The organism is Pseudofrankia sp. EUN1h (assembly GCF_001854645.1).
Lineage (GTDB): Bacteria > Actinomycetota > Actinomycetes > Frankiales > Frankiaceae > Pseudofrankia > Pseudofrankia saprophytica.
The window spans coordinates 90,980-109,935 of sequence record NZ_MBLN01000052.1 but is presented as its reverse complement, the minus strand read 5'-3'; the positions used below and the strand labels follow the sequence as shown (position 1 = coordinate 109,935).

General features: G+C 71.4%; 15 protein-coding genes. 10 read left to right on the top strand and 5 right to left on the bottom strand.

The window, feature by feature from the left end:
- The first annotated feature begins 369 nt into the window (after positions 1–369).
- The 9 genes from BCD49_RS17580 (at position 370) to BCD49_RS17540 (ending at position 11,488) form a co-directional block, all read left to right on the top strand.
- Positions 370–1,356, top strand: coding sequence for an ABC transporter permease (locus BCD49_RS17580; protein ID WP_071041689.1), 987 nt, complete (start codon positions 370–372; stop codon positions 1,354–1,356).
- 171 nt (positions 1,357–1,527) lie between these two features.
- The gene (locus BCD49_RS17575; RefSeq protein ID WP_007514610.1) at positions 1,528–3,297 is read left to right on the top strand and encodes an ABC transporter substrate-binding protein; all 1,770 of its coding nucleotides are present in this window, start codon (positions 1,528–1,530) and stop codon (positions 3,295–3,297) included.
- Between the two features lie 162 nt (positions 3,298–3,459).
- A complete protein-coding gene (locus tag BCD49_RS17570; protein ID WP_007514612.1) occupies positions 3,460–4,461 on the top strand; it encodes an ABC transporter permease in 1,002 nt (333 codons plus the stop codon).
- 58 nt (positions 4,462–4,519) lie between these two features.
- Complete coding sequence (locus BCD49_RS17565) at positions 4,520–5,602, top strand: ABC transporter ATP-binding protein (RefSeq protein WP_071041688.1); 1,083 nt, start codon at positions 4,520–4,522, stop codon at positions 5,600–5,602.
- Complete coding sequence (locus tag BCD49_RS17560) at positions 5,599–6,726, top strand: ABC transporter ATP-binding protein (protein ID WP_007514616.1); 1,128 nt, start codon at positions 5,599–5,601, stop codon at positions 6,724–6,726. The genes BCD49_RS17565 and BCD49_RS17560 overlap by 4 nt, the downstream gene beginning before the upstream one ends.
- Positions 6,727–6,957 carry a preprotein translocase subunit SecG gene (gene secG / locus BCD49_RS17555; RefSeq protein WP_007514618.1) on the top strand — a complete coding sequence of 77 codons (231 nt, stop codon included), beginning with the start codon at positions 6,727–6,729 and terminating at the stop codon, positions 6,955–6,957.
- A 56-nt stretch (positions 6,958–7,013) separates the two neighbouring features.
- On the top strand, positions 7,014–8,753 hold the full coding sequence (locus tag BCD49_RS17550) for an ABC transporter substrate-binding protein (protein ID WP_007514620.1): 1,740 nt from the start codon (positions 7,014–7,016) through the stop codon (positions 8,751–8,753).
- A gap of 230 nt (positions 8,754–8,983) precedes the next feature.
- The gene (locus BCD49_RS17545; protein WP_007514622.1) at positions 8,984–9,328 is read left to right on the top strand and encodes an RNA polymerase-binding protein RbpA; all 345 of its coding nucleotides are present in this window, start codon (positions 8,984–8,986) and stop codon (positions 9,326–9,328) included.
- Between the two features lie 156 nt (positions 9,329–9,484).
- Positions 9,485–11,488, top strand: coding sequence for a serine/threonine-protein kinase (locus BCD49_RS17540; RefSeq protein WP_007514624.1), 2,004 nt, complete (start codon positions 9,485–9,487; stop codon positions 11,486–11,488).
- Positions 11,489–11,512: 24 nt separating this feature from the next.
- Here the strand turns inward: BCD49_RS17540 and BCD49_RS17535 are convergent, their stop codons facing one another.
- The 5 genes from BCD49_RS17535 to tal all read right to left on the bottom strand — a co-directional run bounded on the left by BCD49_RS17535 (position 11,513) and on the right by tal (position 17,146).
- Positions 11,513–12,103 carry a hypothetical protein gene (locus BCD49_RS17535; protein ID WP_157845320.1) on the bottom strand — a complete coding sequence of 197 codons (591 nt, stop codon included), beginning with the start codon at positions 12,101–12,103 and terminating at the stop codon, positions 11,513–11,515.
- A gap of 101 nt (positions 12,104–12,204) precedes the next feature.
- Positions 12,205–12,975, bottom strand: coding sequence for a 6-phosphogluconolactonase (pgl, locus tag BCD49_RS17530; RefSeq protein WP_007514628.1), 771 nt, complete (start codon positions 12,973–12,975; stop codon positions 12,205–12,207).
- The gene (locus tag BCD49_RS17525) at positions 12,975–14,009 is read right to left on the bottom strand and encodes a glucose-6-phosphate dehydrogenase assembly protein OpcA (RefSeq protein ID WP_071041687.1); all 1,035 of its coding nucleotides are present in this window, start codon (positions 14,007–14,009) and stop codon (positions 12,975–12,977) included. The genes pgl and BCD49_RS17525 overlap by 1 nt, the downstream gene beginning before the upstream one ends.
- A gap of 321 nt (positions 14,010–14,330) precedes the next feature.
- A complete protein-coding gene (zwf, locus tag BCD49_RS17520) occupies positions 14,331–15,866 on the bottom strand; it encodes a glucose-6-phosphate dehydrogenase (protein WP_007514632.1) in 1,536 nt (511 codons plus the stop codon).
- A gap of 176 nt (positions 15,867–16,042) precedes the next feature.
- Positions 16,043–17,146, bottom strand: coding sequence for a transaldolase (gene tal / locus BCD49_RS17515; RefSeq protein WP_071041686.1), 1,104 nt, complete (start codon positions 17,144–17,146; stop codon positions 16,043–16,045).
- A 560-nt stretch (positions 17,147–17,706) separates the two neighbouring features.
- Between tal and BCD49_RS17510 the strand changes: the two genes are divergently transcribed.
- Positions 17,707–18,669: a heme o synthase gene (locus tag BCD49_RS17510; RefSeq protein ID WP_007514635.1), complete on the top strand. Its 963-nt coding sequence runs from the start codon at positions 17,707–17,709 to the stop codon at positions 18,667–18,669.
- The last annotated feature ends 287 nt before the right edge of the window (positions 18,670–18,956 follow it).

The window sequence follows — 18,956 nt, the reverse complement described above, 5'->3', positions numbered from 1 at the left end:
TGTGTCGACGTTGGGTATGGGGGTGGTTGAGCCCCCTGGCCCGTGCTCCGCGACGGTCGTTCTCCGGGCGTCGCGAAAGTTCGCTCGCCGTGGCGGGGCGGTGGCCGTGCCGGATGCCGCGGGTGCGCTTCGTCGCGCTCTGCTCTGTTACGGCTGAGCTGGCCGGCGCGTTGCGCCAGTACGTCGGCGGCCGCGCACGTTCTCCCCGATGTAACGCATACGTAACTTAACGGTCATCGTGTGGCAAATGGGCAACGTTTCCTCAGCACTTCATAACATCCGCTATCCAGTGTGCCCGGACAACGCTACCGTGCGTTGACTTTGGTGCTTTGGGGGGAACGTTTATTTTGGCTGCCCTGGAGGTGGTTCGTGGCGGTGCCGGTTCAGGTGGAGCCCACCGACTTGACGCCCGGTCCGCCGGCGGTCAAGCCGGTCGCCGGCCGGTCGCTCTGGCGGATCGCCTGGTCGCGGCTGCGTAGGGACAAGGTCGCGCTTGCCAGCGTCGCCTTCGTCATCCTCGTCGTGCTCATCGCGATCTTCGCGCCCGTGCTGACGTCGATCGTCGGAGTGAATCCGGACGAGCCCAACTACGGCCTGCTCGACCCGAACACAGCCCTTCCCGCGGGCTCGTTCGGCGGCGTGAGCTCCCATCACCCCTTTGGTGTCGAGCCGCTCAGCGGGCGCGACGTCTTCGCCCGGGTCGTCTACGGCGCTCGCATCTCGCTGCTGGTCGCGTCGCTGGCGACGCTGCTGTCCGTCGTCCTCGGCACCGTGATGGGGCTGATCTCCGGCTACGTGGGCGGCTGGATCGGCGGCCTGATCGCCCGGCTGATGGACCTGCTGCTCGCCTTCCCGCTGCTGCTGTTCGCGATCGCGATCGTCGCGGTGATCCCGGACAGCGCCCTTGGCCTGAACGGCAACACGCTGCGCCTGCTCATCCTGGTGTTCATCATCGGGTTCTTCAGCTGGCCGTACATCGGCCGGATCGTCCGGGGCYAGGTGCTCTCGCTCAAGGAGAAGGACTTCGTCGCGGCCGCGCGTGGCACCGGTGCCGGGTCCATCCGGATCATGGTGAATGAGCTGCTGYCGAACCTGGTCGCGCCGATCCTCGTCTACAGCACCCTTCTGATCCCCACGAACATCCTCTTCGAGGCCGCGCTGTCCTACCTCGGCGTGGGCGTGAAGCCGCCGACCTCGTCCTGGGGCGACATGCTCTCGACCGCGGCGGGCGGGCTGTTCAGGGTCGATCCGACGTTCATGGTCGTACCGGGCGTGGCGATCTTCCTTACCGTGCTGGCGTTCAACCTGCTCGGCGACGCGCTGCGGGATGCCTTCGACCCCCGAGGCGGCGGCTGACAGCCGGCACGCGGCCACCATCTCGGGGCCAACACCCTGGCGCGGCGGCGAGACCCGCCGTACCGCGCCGGTCAGCCGGATCCCTCCCGCAACGGCGCGGGTCGGGGTCCGCACGCACGGACAATCCTCGGCCCATCCCGGGGCAGCACCGCACAAGAAGAGGGGAACCGGATGAGGAAACACTCGGTCTGGATCAGGACCGGCGTGTTCGTCGCGGCTGTGGGCTTGGCCCTCGCCGCCTGCGGCAGCAGCGACGACGACGGCACCACCGCTGGGGGCAGCAGCGGCCCGGCCGCCTCCGGCCTGCCGACGACGACGGACCAGCTGTTGTACGCGTCGGACAAGAAGGGCGGCACCCTCAAGGCGCTGTCCAGCGGCGACTGCGACTCGTGGGACCCGGCGCGAACCTACTACGCGACCTGCTGGGACCAGCTGCGCTGGATCACCCGCTCGCTGCTGACCTACGAGACCAAGCCGAACTCGGCCAAGCTCGTGCCGGACCTGGCGACCGAGGTCCCGACGTCGCCCGACGGCGGGAAGACCTGGACCTACAAGCTCAAGGCCGGCATCAAGTTCGAGGACGGGTCCGCGATCACGTCCAAGGACATCAAGTACGGCATCGAGCGGTTCTTCGCCCAGGACATCATCAACGGTGGTCCGACGTTCGTCATCGACTCTCTTCAGACCGACCCCGAGTACCCGGGCCCGTACAAGGACACCAGCCCGGACAAGCTGGGCCTTTCGTCCGTTGAGACGCCGGATGACACGACCCTTATCTTCCACCTGAACAAGTCGTTCCCGGACTGGAACTACATCATGGCCCAGCCGGGCGCGTCGCCCGTGCCGCAGGCGAAGGACACCGGCGACAAGTACACGTCGCACCCGGTGGCGTCCGGCCCGTACAAGTTCGACAAGTACGTGCCGAACCAGTCGCTCACCCTGGTCCGCAACGACCAGTGGGACCAGTCGACCGACGAGATCAACAAGGCGCTGCCGGACAAGATCGAGATCACCATGGGTCTCGAGTCGGCCGAGATCGACAACCGGCTGATGTCCGGTGACGCCGATGTCTTCCTCGACCAGACCGGCGTGGACATCGCGGCGCGCAACCAGCTCCTCGCCGACCCCACGCTGCGCAAGGCCCGCACCACGGTCGACCTGACCGGCTTCCTGCGCTACCTGAGCGTGGCCACCACGGTGAAGCCGTTCGACAACGTCCACTGCCGGCTCGCGGTCGCCTACGCGGTCAACAAGCAGGGCCAGGTGGCGGCGCGCGGCGGTCCCACGGCCGGCGAGCCCGCGACGACGATGCTCCCGCCGACCGTTGCCTACTACCAGAAGTTCAACCTCTTCCCGACGCCGAACGACGCCGGCGACCTCGCCAAGGCCAAGGACGAGCTGAAGGCCTGCGGCCAGCCGAACGGGTTCACCACCAAGATCACCGCCCGTAGCAACCGGCCGCTCGAGGTCAACCAGGCGACCGCGCTCCAGGCGGACCTGAAGAAGATCGGTATCACCGCCTCTGTCGAGAAGTTCGACTCCTCGCAGTACTTCTCGGCCGTGATCGGCATCCCGAAGAACGTGCAGGAGAAGGGCTACGGCCTGCACATCACCGGCTGGGGCCCGGACTGGCCCTCGGCCTACGGCTTCTTCAGCTCCATCGTCGACGGCCGGAAGATCCTGCCCCAGGGCAACAGCAACTACGCCGAGCTCAACGACCCGACCGTGAACTCGGGCATCGACGAGGGTCTCGCCGCCAGCGACGACGGCGCGGCGCAGGCCGCCTGGACCAAGGTCGACAAGGGCGTCGTCCAGTCCGGCGCGTATGTCCCGCTGATCTACGACAAGGCGATGAACCTGTACAGCGACCGGGTCACGAACATCCAGTTCTCGCCCGGCTACAACATGGCCAACTTCGCCGCGATGGGTGTGGTGCGGTGACCGAAGGCCGGCAGCCGCCGGCCTGAGCCACGGATCCGGCCGCCGGGTGGGCGCTCCCGCCCATCCGGCGGCCGGATCCGCGCGGCAACCCAGGAGCTGGCAACCCAAGACCCACCGAACCAAGACCCACCGAGACGCTGACAGAAGCGGAGGCCACCAGAGATGGCTGGATTCGTGATCCGCCGGGTGCTTGGCGGGATCGTGATCCTTTGGCTCATCAGCGTCATCACGTTCCTGCTGTTCTTCCTGGTACCGAGGACCCTGGGCTCGAACCCCGCGGTCCTTTTCGCCGGCCGTTCGCCGAGCGAGGCGGCCATCGCCGGCGTCACGAAGAAGCTGGGCCTGGACCAGCCGCTGGTGGTCCAGTACTGGCACTTCCTCAAGGGAATCTTCATCGGCCGGCACTTCGACGCCGGGCCGGACAAGACCTGGTGCCCGCCGCCCTGCTTCGGGTACTCGTTCAAGAACAGCGAACCGGTCTGGACCGAGATCACCCGGGCGCTGCCGATCACCGTCTCGCTGGCGTTCGGCGCCGCGGTGCTGTTCCTGCTCTTCGGCGTCGGGATCGGCATCCTGTCGGCGCTGCGCCGCGGCTCGGTCCTCGACCGGGCGGCGATGACCGTCGCGCTCGGCGCCGTCTCGCTCCCGGTCTACTTCACCGGTCTCGTCCTGCTGCTGCTGGTCAGCTACCAGTGGCGGATCTTCCCGAACATCCACTATGTGGCGTTCCTGGACAACCCCCTGCTCTGGGCGCGCAACCTGCTGCCCGCCTGGATCGTGCTCGCCTTCCTGTACTCCGCGATGTACGCCCGGCTGACCCGGGCGAGCATGCTCGACGTGCTCGGTGAGGACTACATCCGCACCGCCCGGGCCAAGGGCCTTCCGGAGCGCACGGTCGTCGGCAAGCACGCGCTGCGGGCCGCGCTGACCCCTGTCGTCACCATCTTCGGCCTCGACCTGGGCTCGCTGCTCGGCGGCGCGGTGCTGACGGAGAGCACATTCGGCTTCCGTGGGCTCGGAAAGACGTCCATCGAGGCCATCTCGACCGGGGACCTGCCGACCATTCTCGGGGTCACGATCTTCGCGGCGGGCTTCGTGGTCCTGGCCAACATCCTCGTCGACGTGTTCTACGCCGTAGTCGACCCCCGGGTGCGCCCGACATGACCGCTTCCCAGGTGCCAGAGACCGCGCGAGCAAGCCACGACAGGACGAGGAGGCAGCGATGACCACGCGGCCCGAGTCATCGGATGCCGCGGGCGCCGCGGGCGCCGCTCTCGTGAAGGGGGACCGGCCGTATCTCGACGTGCGCGACCTGCGGGTGACGTTTCGCACGGACGACGGCGACGTGCGCGCCGTCAACGGGCTGTCGTTCAGCCTCGAGCGCGGCAGGACCCTCGGCATCGTCGGCGAGTCCGGCTCGGGCAAGAGCGCGGCGAGCCTCGCCGTCATGGGCCTGCAGCGCGGCCGGCGTACCACGGTGGACGGCGAGATCTGGGTTGGCGGCGAGAACCTCGTCACCTCGTCGCCGGAGCGGGTCCGCTCGCTGCGTGGCCGGGAGATGGCCATGATCTTTCAGGATCCGCTGTCGGCCATGCACCCGTACTTCAAGATCGGTGACCAGATCATCGAGGCCTACCGGGTGCACCACGACGTGTCCAAGAAGGTGGCGAAGAAGCGGGCGATCGAGCTGCTGGACCGGGTCGGCATCCCGTCCGCGGCCCGCCGGGTCGACAGCTACCCACACGAGTTCTCCGGCGGCATGCGCCAGCGAGCCATGATCGCGATGGCGCTGTCCTGTGACCCCTCGCTGCTCATCGCGGACGAGCCGACGACGGCGCTCGACGTCACGGTCCAGGCCCAGATCCTCGACCTGCTGAACGACCTGCAGAAGGAGTTCAACTCGGCGATCGTCATCATCACCCACGACCTCGGCGTGGTCGCCGAGATCGCCGACGAGGTGCTGGTGATGTACGCCGGCAACGCCGTCGAGCATGGATCGGTCCAGGAGATCTTCAGCGCGCCGCAGCACCCCTACACCTGGGGCCTGCTCTCGTCGATCACCCGGCTCGACCGGACCYGCGCCGAGAGGCTGCGCGCCGTGCCGGGCAACCCGCCGAGCCTCATCGCCGTGCCGGACGGCTGCCCGTTCCACCCTCGCTGCCAGTACGCCAACCTCGCCGGCCCGGCGACGCGCACCGAGCGGCCTACGCTGGAGACGGTCGCGCCCGGCCACCGGGTGGCCTGTCACCTGCCGGTCGAAGCCCGTGTCCGGATCTTCCGTGAGGAGGTGGCACCGAGCCTGTGAACAGCCACGAGGTGACGAAGCCCGGCGCCGCGGGAGCGGCTGAGACCGGGGCGGACGCTCCGTCCACGTCGAAGCCGGAGCCCGGCCAGCCGGCCGTGCTGACCAAGCCCGGCCGGCCGGCCGAGACGCCCGAGGCGGAAGCACTGCTGCGGGTCACCGACCTGCAGGTGCACTTCCCGGTCACCCAGGGCGCGCTGATCGCGCGCAAGATCGGCGCGGTGCGCGCCGTCGACGGGCTGAACTTCGCGATCCACCGCGGCGAGACGCTGGGGCTGGTGGGAGAGAGCGGCAGCGGCAAGAGCACCACCGGCCGGGCGATCGCCCGGCTGCTGGAGCCGACCGGCGGCACGGTCGAGTTCGACGGGCGGGACATCACCCACCTGTCCGCCCGCGCGATGCGGCCGCTGCGGCGGGACATTCAGATGATCTTCCAGGACCCGTACACGTCGCTGAACCCGCGGCACACCGTCGGGTCGATCGTCGCCGCGCCGCTGAAGATCATCGGTGACCTGTCGGGGGATGCCCTCAGGGCTCGCGTCCGGGAACTGCTCGAGCTCGTCGGCCTTTCTCCCGAGCACCTCAACCGCTACCCGCACGAGTTCTCCGGTGGCCAACGCCAGCGCATCGGCATCGCCAGGGCGCTCGCGACCAATCCCAAGCTCGTGATCGCCGACGAGCCGGTCTCCGCGCTCGACGTCTCGGTGCGCGCCCAGGTCGTCAACCTGCTCGGTGACCTGCAGTCCGAGCTCGGGCTGACGTACATGTTCATCGCCCACGACCTCTCGGTGGTGCGCCACATCAGTGACCGGGTCGCCGTGATGTACCTTGGCACGATCGTCGAGATGGCCGATCGGGTCGGTATGTACGAGCATCCGTTGCACCCGTACACCCACGCCCTCCTGTCGGCCGTCCCGGTGCCGGACCCGGCGAAGCAACACCGGCGGGAGCGGATCCTGCTGCGGGGCGACCCACCAACCCCGCTCAACCCGCCCGCCGCGTGCCGGTTCAACCCACGTTGCTGGAAGGCCGAGGAGGTGTGCAGGACCGTGGAGCCACCTCTGGTGGAGATCCAGCCGGGCCACCAGGTCGCCTGCCACTTCCCCGAGGAGCGGGAGCTGGTCTAGATGGCAATCGGGCTGTCCATCGTCGTGATCATCACGAGTGTCATCCTCGTGATGCTGGTGCTGCTGCACCGGGCGAAGGGCGGCGGCCTGTCGACGCTGTTCGGCGGTGGTGTCTCGTCGTCGCTCGGCGGCTCGTCGGTGGTCGAGAAGAACCTCGACCGGCTGACGATCGCCGTCGGGACGATATGGATCATCGCGATCATCGGGCTCGGCCTGCTGCTGAAGAGTTGAGCCCGCGCCGCGCCGCCGGCCGCGCGAGGCGCCGGTCGGCCCTTCACCCTGTCCCCGTGCTTGCGGCGTTACTCGCCGTCGCCGCCGTGCTCGCGGGCTGCGGCGGCTCGTCGAACGGCCCCGTTCCGACGGCCTCGGTGAGCCCGTCCACCGCCGCCCAGCCGACCGACAAACCAGGCGGCACCCTGCGCCTGGTGACGTCCGCCATGCCCACCGGCGACCCCGGCTGGGCCGCCACGACCGCCGACCGGGTTTTCACCCGGCTGGTGAGCCGCACGCTGTACGCCTACCCCGCCGACTCGGACGTCGACAACTCCGTCGTCCCACGCCCGGACCTCGCCGCCGGTGCGCCGCAGGTCAGCGACAACCGCCAGGTGATCCGGGTGCGGCTGCGTTCGTCGGCCCGCTGGGACACCCCGGTTCCGCGCCGGATCACCGCGTCCGACGTCGCCCGTGGGATCAAGCGGCTGTGCGCGCCGCCGACCCCGTCGCCGCTGCGCGGCTACTTCTCGGCGACCGTCGTCGGGTTCAACGACTACTGCACCGCGCTGTTCACGAAGCCGATCGACCAGGTCAGGGACTTCATCGAGACCCAGTCACCCGCCGGCATCCAGGTGATCAACGACACCGACATCGCGTTCCACCTGACGGAGCCCGTCAACGACTTCGTCGACGTGCTCGCGCTGCCGGCGTCGGCACCGGTGCCCTACGAGGCGCTGGACTACCTGCCGAACTCGCCCGACTACCTGGCGAACCTGGTCTCCGACGGGCCGTACCGGATCACCTCCAGGACCAGCGGCACGTACCTGCTGTCCCGCAACCCGGAGTGGAACGCCTCGATCGACTTCGTCCGCCGAGCCCTGCCGGACCACATCGAGATCCGCACCGGGGTGGACGCGGCGACCGCGCAGGCGGAGATCGAGGCGGGCAAGGCGGACATGGCCCTGGACGCCGCCGTCCCGCTGGACCGCGCCGCGGCCCTGCTGGCGGCGGGTGACCCGCGGCTGTCGGTACCGACCACCGGATCGACCATGTTGCTCGCAGTCGCCCAGCACGGGCCCGCGGCCGCGGCCCTCGACGACCTGGCCGTCCGGGAGACGCTCGCGACGTGCATCGACCGGATCGCGGTCGTCAAGGCGCTCGGCGGTCCGCCGTTCGCCACGGCCGCGACGCAGCTGCTGCAGTCGACGATGACCGGCTACAGCCCGCTGGACCCGTTCCCGACCCCGTCCGGCGCCGGCGACGCCACCCGGTGCGGGCAGGGGCTCGCGAACGCTCCGGGCGGGCCGGTGAGCACGCTGACGTTGCTCACCTCCGACAGCCGGCCCGACGCGGTCGTCGCCTCGGCCCTGGTCGAGACGTTCGCGAAGGTGGGCGTGAAGCTGGACGTCCAGGCGCGCTCGGCGGCGGACTTCGCGACGGCGGCGGTCAGCCCGCTGGCGCAGAGCTGGGACCTGGCACTGACGACCATCACCCCGCTGTGGTTCGGGGACGCGGGGCGAACCGTGTTCCAGCCGTTGCTCGACCCGAACTGGGTCGGCCAGCGAGCCGTGGACGGCGGCTACGACACCAGGGACGTCGTCGCGACGATGGGTGTGGCCCTGCGCGCCACGACCGAGACGCTGCGCGCCGGGGCGTGGGCGGACCTGGAGGCGACGGTGCTGCGCGACGTCGCCGTCATCCCGCTCGCCGTGGTCGCCGAGCCGCGGTTCCACAGCTCCTCGGTGCTGGCGTTCACCCCGGTCCCGTCGCTCGGCACCGGCGACCCGGCCGGCGTCTCCCTGGGGCCGGCATAGCGGCTTCCCGGGCGTCCGCGGACGGCCCATGGGGTCTGGAATCCCCCGGTGCGTCACGTGGTGGCACCCGCGTCCTACACTCGCCCCAGAGCGAACCGGGTTATACCTGGTCCGAGGTCTGATGTGGCTGGCGCCGGCTCGTTGGCTGGCGCCGAAAGCGGCCTGGCTGGCGCTGGCTGACCTTGCCGGCGCTGACCTGGCTGGAACTGAGGAGAAGGAGTACGCGGGCCGTGGCAGGTGGCAACGCCATCCGGGGGAGCCGGGTCGGGGCGGGACCGATGGGAGAGGCCGAGCGGGGAGAGACGGCCGCTCGGCAGCGGGTGTCCTTCTGGTGCGCGAACCAGCACGAGACGCGGCCGTCGTTCGCCGCGGAAGCCGCGATCCCAGACCAGTGGGACTGCCCGAGCTGCGGCTACCCGGCGGGTCGTGACCGGGACAACACCCCCGCGCCGCCCAAGATCGAGCCGTACAAGACCCATCTCGCCTACGTCCGGGAACGGCGTAACGAGAAGGACGGGGAGGCGATCCTCGCGGAGGCCCTCGCCAAGCTTCGGGGGTCCCCCACCTCGTCCTGACCGCTCCCCTGGAGTGACGCCGGCGCCGGCGCCGGGCACCCGCCGCCGCCGACGCCAGGATTTGGCGTTGTTCCGGAACCGGCCAGTCTGACCCGTTACGCTTCGCTCAACCTGGGCCACGGCCCGTGCGTTGCGTGCGAGCGGATCGGCGGGCGGATGGGGACCGAGGCCACTGCCGGGCACGTCGAGCCTGTCGAGCCCGTCGGGCCGGCGGAGGTCGCTCTGCCGGCCGGGCCGACGGGGGCCATCGGGCGGCTGATCGCCGGGCGGTACCGGCTGGCGGATCTCATCGGCGTCGGCGCGATGGGGGCCGTGTGGCTCGCGCGTGACGAGCTGCTGCATGTGGACGTCGCGGTCAAGGAGATCCGGCCGCCGTTCGCGTTCGCCGGCCCCGGCGTGGCTGGTGGCGCCGGTGGGCCTGGCGGGGGCGCCCACGACGGCGCCGGCGGGAACGGCGCGCAGGGCGCGGACGGCGGGAGCGCGGACGGCTGGGTGGCCTCGACCGCCACCTGGGTGGCGCAGGCGTTGCAGGAGGCCCGCAGCGCCGCCCAGCTGCGGGCGAACCCGCACGTGGTCACCGTCCACGACGCCGTCGTCGACGACGGCGCGCCGTGGATCGTCATGGAGGCCGTCGCCGCCCGCTCGCTGCAGGAGGCGGTCGCGCGGGACGGGCCGTGCCCCCTCGCCGAGGTCGCGCGGATCGGGCTCGCCGTGCTGGACGCGCTCGTCGCCGGGCAGCGGCTCGGCGTGGTCCACCGCGACGTCAAACCGTCCAACATCCTGCTCGCGCACGACGGCCGGGTGCTGCTCACCGACTTCGGGATCGCGGCCTCGGCCGCAGACCCGACCCTGACCCACCAGCCCGTCGGCGCCGGCCTGCCCAGCGGCACGCCCGCCTACATGGCGCCCGAGCGGCTGCGCGGCGGCCCGGCGACGCTCACCGCCGACCTGTTCGCCCTCGGCGCGACCCTGTTCTACGCGGCGGACGGCCTGGCCCCGTTTCATCGGGACTCCCTGCTCGCCTCGCTGCACGCCGTCCTGAACCACCAGCCGGAGCCGGCCCGCGACGTCGGCCCGCTCGCCCCGGTGATCGCCGGTCTGCTCACCAAGGACCCCGGGGCTCGGCTGCGCGCCGACGGCGCCGCCGCCCTGCTTACCCGCGCCCTGCGCCTCCTCACCAACGACGCCAGGCCTGCGGCGCAGCTCCCGCCGTCTCCMGATGGACCAGGACCCATCTCCCCTCCGGCGGGCGTACCGGTTCTCCACGCGTCGCCGCCCGACCGGCCGCCGCTACCCGACGGTCCGCTGGCAGAGCGGTCTCCCCACGGGCGGGCGCCCGAGCCGCCCGGATCCAAGCCGCCCGCACCCGAGCCGCCGACGACGACGCCTCCGCGGTTGGGGCGGCCGGGGGCGTCGAGTGCCGCACCAGTGCCGTTGGGCCAGCTGGACCCGGCGGCCGGTGGGCCTGGCGAAGACGGCGGCGGCGGCGGCCGTGCGGGCCTTCACCGCCCGTTGCCGCTGCCCGTGCCGCCCGGCGTGGCCGCGGTGGTCGCCGTTCTCCTGCTTCTGGGGCTGGCCGCCTGGGGAATCGGGGCGGCGCGTGGCGGAACCGGCCCTTCGCCGCCCTCGTCCACGCGGGCCGGGACGGCGCCCTCCGGCGGCGTGACGTCCGCGGCGGCGTCGGGCCCAGCCGGCGCCACCGCGGCCGGTACGGGAGCCGCGGCGACCGCCGGCACCGGTGGCAGCGGGGGCATTGCCGCAACCGGCGGCGCCAACGGCGCTGGCGTCGTGCCGGTGGGCATGCTCGGCCGCTGGCACGGCACCGTCACCCAGGGCGTGGACACGTCCGGCGTGGCGCCGGACGGTTCGACCTTCACCCTGCCCCCGATCCGTTTCGAGGTGACGCTGGACCTGCGGGGCGGTGTCATCGGCCAGACCGTCGGCACGTCGCGGTCGTCCGAGGGCTGTGTCGCGGACCTCGTGCTGCGGGAGGCGGGCGTGGCCCAGATGGACGTCCAGGAGATCCTGACGCAGAACAACATGGTCTGCATCGGCGTCTTCCGAGTCAGGCTCACCCTGAACGGTGACGGGACGCTCGGCTATTACTACGACCCCACGGTCGTCACCTCCGCCGGCCTGGCCACGCTTACCCGGGGATAGCGCGGATCCGGAGGCTCGGTGGTGTCAGCGGTGGCCGCCGCCCCGGCGGCCACCGTCCGCGCGGACGGCGGCGCGGTGCCGGGACTGAGGAACACCGGGAGCCGCCTGGGCCGGGACATCCCACGTCAACGCCAGCTCGCCGCCCGGCGGGAGCTCCCGCCACTGGTCGCGCAGCTCCCGCAGCCGCCGCGCGGCCGCCGGCCCGCCGGCCGGGTCGAACGGCGGCGCGCCGGTACCGACGCTGCCCCAGGCGGCGGTCAGCGCGGCCTCGACGCCCTGGTCCACCTCGTCGACCGCCCGGTGCACGACGCCGGCCACCACCTCGGCCAGCATGAGGTGCCGCTGGTTCGCGGCGAGGATCGCCCGGGACCGCCGCTCCGCGTCATGACGAGGACGACCGGCAACCACTCGCATGCTGGCGAACATGACCCCGGACGCGACGCTGCCCCAGAAGCCCCGGGCCATGCGGAACTCGCGTTCGGCGACGAAATGCGCCAGGTCGTGCGGCACGGAGTACTTCCGGTCGTAGGACGTGAGCCGCAGGACCACCCCGTCTGGCCGGATGATCGATGCGACCGACCCACCGCTGCGCGTCTCGTCAGGCGAGAAGGTCACCAACACGAGATCAAGTCTGGGTCACACCCCTAGGGCCCGCAACGGGATTTCACCGTCACGGGGACTCGACGCCATCGGCGCCGCGCCGGCGAGAACCGGCCTCAGGTGCTCAGGCTGGAACGGGAGGCGGCCGCGCGGTCGACGAGCCAGAGGGTGCGTTCCAGGCCACGAGCGCCGGCCGCGGGCAGGTCCAGCGGATCGGCGCCCGTGACGGCCGTGGCCACGGCGTCCGCCTTCTCCTCGCCGGCGGCGATCACCCACACCTGCCTGGCGGCCTGGATGGTCGAGAAGGTGAACGAGACCCGGTTGGGCGGTGGCTTGGGGCAGTCGCGGACGGCGACGACCGGCTCCGTCGCGGCCGCGGCGGGGGAGTGCGGGAAGATCGACGCGACGTGGCCCTCGGGGCCGATGCCGAGCAGCAGCACGTCGAACGCCGGCACGGCCGTGCCCGCCGGCGCGCGGGCGGCGAGCGCCGCCGCGTAGTCGGCGGCGGCCTGCTCTGGCTTCGCGTAGCCACCAGCCACGCCCACGGACCCGCCCGCCGGGGCGAGGGCACCCGCCTCGAACACCCGCTTCTCGTCGACGGGCACATGGTCGAGCAGCGCCTCGCGGGCCTGGCTGGAGTTGCGGTCCCGGGAGTCGGCGGGCACGAACCGCTCGTCTCCCCACCAGACGTCCACCTTCGACCAGTTGACCGCGTCCAGCGCCGGACTCGTGCGGACGGCGCGCAGCAGCGCGATGCCGATGCCACCGCCGGTCAGCACCATCGAGGCCTCGCCGCGCTGAGACTGCGCGTCGACGAGCGCGGTGATGAGCCGGGCGGCCGCGGCCTTCGCGAGCAGGCCGGCGTCCGGGTGCACGATCAGCTCCATCAGCTGCCGCCTCCCGCCACCGGCCCGCTGTCGGCTCCGGCCGCGGGTGCCGCCGCCGCCGCGACGGCGGGCGGTGACTCCATCGGGTCCTGCCAGATGTGCTCGCGGTGTCCCGAGCGCCTGGCCAGATCGGGGATGCCGCTCCAGGCGGACAGCGCCTCCGCGTAGATGACGTCGTGGTCGAGGCGGCGCAGCTCCTCGGCGAGCAGGTCGCCGACGTCGAGCTGGCGCAGCGGCAGCCGGCGCGCCGGCACCCCGGGCCTGGTGATGGTGCCCGAGCGGGTGTCGGCGCGGGCCACCGCGACCTCACCGTCGTCGACGGCCACCCGGACGGCCTGGATCCCGCGCTTCCCGGTGCCCGCCACGTCGACCGGCACCCCGAGCTTCGCCCGCAGCCACCCGGCGAACAGCTGGGCGCTCGGGTCGGTCGGTTCGGCGTCGATGTGGGCCGAGCGCGGACGGTCGGAGCGTCCGTCGAACGCGGCGGCGAGCAGCGTGCGCCAGCCGGAGATCCTCGTCCAGGCGAGATCGGTGTCGCCCGGCTCGAAGTCGGCCGCGCGCAGCCGCAGCGCGGCCAGCGGGTCGGGCGCCCGGTCGCAGTCGGTCACCCGCCGGTCGGCGAACACCCCGAGCGGGTCGAACGCGATCCGCGTCGGCGGCTCGTCCTGCCACCAGGTGACCACCGGCGCGTCAGAGGCCAGCAGCGGCAGCACCACCGACTCGGCGTGCAGCGCCAGCCGGCCGTACATCCGCATCACGATCGCCTCGCCGGGGCCGAGCCGCCCGCCGATCGAGACCTCGGCGTCCAGCCGCGGGTGCGGCGCGTCGATCTGGCGGCGCACCACGATCAGCAGCCGGCACGGGTGCGCGGCCGCGGCGGCCGTGGCCGCGCTCTCGGCGGCCGCGACGTTCTTCTCGTCGACGACCACGACGAGCGTGAGCGCGAGCCCGAAGGCGAGCGCCCCCGCCGCCCGCCGCTCCGCCGACAGCGCCTTGACCACCGCCGACCCGGTCGTATCCCAGAGAGTGGTCACAGTGAGCTCCTTGTGACGAGGAGGGCGGGCTGACGGTGCACGCGGAGGCGCGGCCACGAGCTCAGCGATGTGCCCCCGCAGAGTTCATGGTGATTGTTCCGTTCACACGAGACGCGACCGAGCTGGCGCGTAGGCGTGCCTCCGCGGAGGCCCGGCCCCGAGCGAAGCGATGGGGTTGGGCCGCAGCGGAGGTCGCCGGAGCGCCCGTTCGCGGAGGAGGACGCGGCGCGGAGGTCCCGTGGGAGCGAAGCGAGTACGGGGCCGGAGCGCCGCGCCCGGACGGAGCGAACCAGAGACACAGCCCGGACGGAGCGAACCATGTCAGGGCCGGCGCCAGCGGCGGCCGTCGCGGGCGAGCATCTCGTCGGCCGCGGCCGGTCCCCAGCTGCCGGACCGGTACGGGAACGGCTTGGTCCCGGACCAGAACTCCTCGAGCGGGTCGATGATCCGCCACGACTCCTCGACTTCGGCGTTGTCCGGGAACAGCATCGCGTCGCCGAGCAGGACGTCGAGGATCAGCCGCTCGTAGGCCTCCGGCAGCGCCTCGGTGAACGCCTCGCCGAACAGGAACTCCATCGCGACGTCGCGGACCTCCATCGCGGTTCCCGGCACCTTGGAGCCGTACTTCAGCGTCACGCCCTCGTCCGGCTGTACCCGGACGACCAGCTGGTTGTGGCCGAGCTCGGTGGTGTCGGTCGCGTCGAAGGGCAGGTGCGGCGCCTGCTTGAAGCTGATCGCGATCTCGGTGACCCGGCGGGGCAGCCGCTTGCCGGTGCGCAGGTAGAACGGGACGCCGGCCCAGCGGCGGGTCTCGATGCCCAGCTTCACCGCCGCATAGGTCTCGGTCGTCGACGTGGGCGGGATGTTCTCCTCGTCGAGGTAGCTGCGCCCCCGTTCGCCGGCGAGCCAGCCCTGCTCGTACTGGCCACGGATCGCGTAGTGGGCCAGGTCGGTCGGCAGCGACACCGCGCGCAGAGTCTTGATCTTCTCGGTGCGGATCGTCTCCGCGCCGAAGCTGACCGGCTCCTCCATCGCGGTGAGCGCCAGCAGCTGGAGCAGGTGGTTCTGCAGCACGTCGCGGGCGGCGCCGGTCTCGTCATAGAAGCCGGCGCGGGTGCCGATGCCGACGTCCTCGGCCATCGTGATCTGCACCGAGTCGACGAACTGGGAGTTCCAGATCGGCTCGAACAGCGTGTTCGCGAACCGCAGCGCGAACAGGTTCTGGACGGTCTCCTTGCCCAGGTAGTGGTCGATCCGGAACACGTCGGCCTTGCCGAAGACCTCGTCGACGAGCGAGTTCAGCTCACGGGCGGACTTCAGGTCGTGCCCGAACGGCTTCTCCACCACGACGCGCCGCCAGCCGCCAGCCTTCGCCTCGTCGGCCAGACCGGTGCGCTCCATCTGCTTGAGCACCACCGGGAACGCCGACGGCGGGATCGACAGGTAGAACGCCGCGTTGCCGAAGATGCCGTGGCTGCTCTCGAGGCTTCTCAGCTCCTCGGCAAGCCGGTCGAAGCCAGCGTCGTCGTCGAACGAGCCGCGCACGAACCTGATCGACGACGCCAGCCGGTCCCAGGTCTCCTCCCGGAACGGCGTGCGGGCGCCCTTCTCCGCGGACTCCCTGGCGAACTCGATGAACGGCTCGTGGCCCTCCCAGTCCCGGCGGGCGAAGCCGAGCAGCACGAACCCGGGCGGCAGCAGGCCGCGGTTGGCCAGGTCGTACACCGCCGGGATGAGCTTCTTGCGAGAGAGGTCCCCGGTGACGCCGAACACCACGAGGGCACTGGCGTCGGGAAGCCGGGGCAGCCGACGGTCTCGCGGATCGCGCAGCGGGTTGCCACCTGCCGTGGGCGCCACCTGCGATTCCCCCTGTCTGTGCTGGCTGAGTAGGTTGCCTGGGTCTGGCGGCTCTGTGTGCTTCGGCTCTGTGCGCTTTGACGCTGTGTGCTTCGGCTCTGTGTGCTTCGGCCGTGGGTGCTTCGACCGGTCCGGCCGGGCCGGCGGGTCGCCCTCGCCGGCCCGGCGGCGGCCGGTCAGTGCGCCTCGAGCTGCCCGCGGACCGCGTCGAGCAGCTGGTTCCAGGAGTCCTCGAACTTGGAGACGCCCTCCCGCTCGAGGACCTCGACCACGTCGTCCACGTCGACCCCGACGCCTCCGAGGGCCGCCATCGTCGCGTGCGCGTCGGCGTAGAGCGGCCGGATCGTCTCGCCGGGCACGTCGCCGTGGTCGCCGAACGCCAGCAGCGTCGCCTCCGGCATCGTGTTCACGGTCCCCGGCGCGATCAGCTCGCGCACGTAGAGGGTGTCCGGCAGCGTGGGGTCCTTCGTCGATGTCGACGCCCACAACGGCCGCTGTGGGCTCGCGCCGGCGGCGGCGAGCGCCGCCCACCGCTCGGTGCCGAACGCCTTCTCGTAGCGCTCGTAGGCCAGCCGGGCATTGGCGATGGCCGCCTTGGCGCGCAGCGCCTTCGCCTCCGGGGTRCCGATCTTCTCGAGCCGCTTGTCGACCTCGGAGTCGACGCGGCTGACGAAGAAGGAGGCGACCGACTGCAGATCCGAGACGTCGACACCGTTCGCGATCGCCTGCTCGACGCCGCTCATGAAGGCGTCCATCACCGCGTCGTAGCGGTCCAGCCCGAAGATCAGTGTGACGTTGACACTGATCCCGGCCGCCAGCGTGGCCGTGATCGCCGGCAGGCCCTCCACGGTGGCCGGGATCTTGATGAACAGGTTCGGCCGGTCGACCATCCACCACAGCGAACGGGCCTCGGCCAGGGTCCGTTCGGTCAGGTGCGCCAGGCGCGGGTCGACCTCGATGGACACCCGCCCGTCGACGCCTCCGCTGGCGTCGTAGGCGGGACRCAGGATGTCGCAGGCGGACCGCACGTCGGCGGTGGTGATGAGGCGAATGGCCTCGCCCACGTCGACGCCGCGGACGGCGAGGTCGTGCAGCTGCTCGGCATACGCCTTGCTGGACGTGATCGCCTTTTGGAAGATGCTCGGGTTAGTGGTGACGCCGACGACGCTGTGAGTGCTGGCCAGGTCGGCGAGGTTGCCGCTGAGAAGCCGGTCACGGCTGATGTCGTCCAGCCAGACCGCCACTCCGGCGGCGGAGAGGTCGGAGAGCGGGTTGGTCATGGTCGGTAGATCCTCTCAGCGGAGACGCCGTGCACAGCGGCTCCCTACCCGGTGATGCATAGCTCATCCGCGCAACCGCCGCCGGTTTGGACGGTCGCCCCCACGGCCGGCCCGTGGCCCTGGCCACGTCCTCCAGCCGTTTCGGGCCCGGGTGCGCGGACCTCCTGTGGCCTAGTGTGCCCGCCGAGGTCACGCTCGTGAACAGGGTGCCCACATGAACAGCTGGAGATCTCACCGCTCGGGCAACGGTTGCTCGCCTTGCGGAGAACGTCGGCCGCCCGGCCGGCATGCCCGCGCGTCCCGCGGGCGGTTAGACTCCGACGCGACGTAGAACTCGACCCGCCCAGGCGGGCGCAAACGGTGCCGCCCCGCTCCTGGGGTGAGAACGCGAGGTCGCTCTGTCCACCCTGGCAGCCCTGCGCCGCCGGCAGCCCGTGCCGCGCCCGCGCGTGGCCGGTTCCGGCGTCCATCGGGCAACCGCCGCGGGTGGCCAGACGGGCACCGTGACCACAGCTTCCACCCAGACGCCGGCGATCGCGGACGCCGTCGAGGTAGCCGACATGTCGACCATTTCGGAGCCCGTCACCGCCGCACCGGGTACGGCGACCGCCGGCTCCCAGGTACCGGCCGGCGCGACCGGCCGCCTTGCGTTCGCTCTGGCCAAGGCGCGGGCGTACATCGCGCTCACCAAGCCGCGCATCATCGAGCTGCTGCTCATCACCACGATCCCGGTGATGATCCTCGCGGACCGTGGCCTGCCGTCGCTGTGGCTGATCGCGGTGACACTGGTGGCCGGCACGCTCTCCGCCGGCAGCGCGAACACCATCAACTGCTACGTCGACCGCGACATCGACGAGCTCATGGCACGGACCAAGCGCCGCCCGCTGGTCAGGGCGACCGTCACCCCGGTCGAGGCGCTGTGGTTCGGCATCGTGCTCGGCGTCGTGTCCACGCTGCTGTTCGGGCTGCTGGTCAACTGGCCGTCGGCGCTGCTCGCCGACGGCGCGATCGCCTTCTACGTGTTCGTCTACACGCTGGGGCTGAAGCGGCGGACCCCGTCGAACATCGTCATCGGCGGCGCGGCCGGCTGCTTCCCGGTGCTCATCGGCTGGTCCGCGGTGACCGGCACGGTCGGGTGGGGCGCGGTCGTGCTGTTCGGCGTCGTGTTCTTCTGGACGCCGCCGCACTTCTGGGCGCTGGCCATCAAGTTCAAGGACGACTACGCGGCGGCCGGCGTGCCGATGCTGCCGGTCGTGGCGCCGCTGCGCGAGGTCGCCCGCAAGATCCTGATCTACTCGTACGTGATGGTCGCGACGTCGCTCGTGCTGTACCCGGTCGCCGACGCGGGGCTGGTCTACCTGGCCGTCGCGGTCGTCGTCGGCGCCTGGTTCCTGCTGGAGGCCCACCGGCTCGTCCGCCGGGTGGCCCGCGGCGAGCCCGCCCGCCCGATGCGCCTGTTCCACTACAGCATCACGTACCTGACCATCCTCTTCCTCGCGGTGGCCGTCAGCCCGCTGGTCTAGGCGGCGGGACCATCGCGGGTCCGAGAGTGCCCAAGGATTCGTCAGGCTGAGGCTGAGGCTGGGATCGGAGCTCGGCTGTAGGCCGGGGATCGGCGCCAGTCAGCTGCTCAGAGAGTTCGCCGGCCGCCTGGAGCGCGAGCGGGCAGCCGTGAACGTCGAGACATAGCTGCGGCTTACCTGCACCAGGAGTGCTCTCCCGAGTCGGAGCAAGTCGAACCGTCGGCCCTGTGCGCCTGCCGTGCCTATGGGTCTGTAGTGCCTGTGCGCCTGTAGTGCCTGTGCACCTG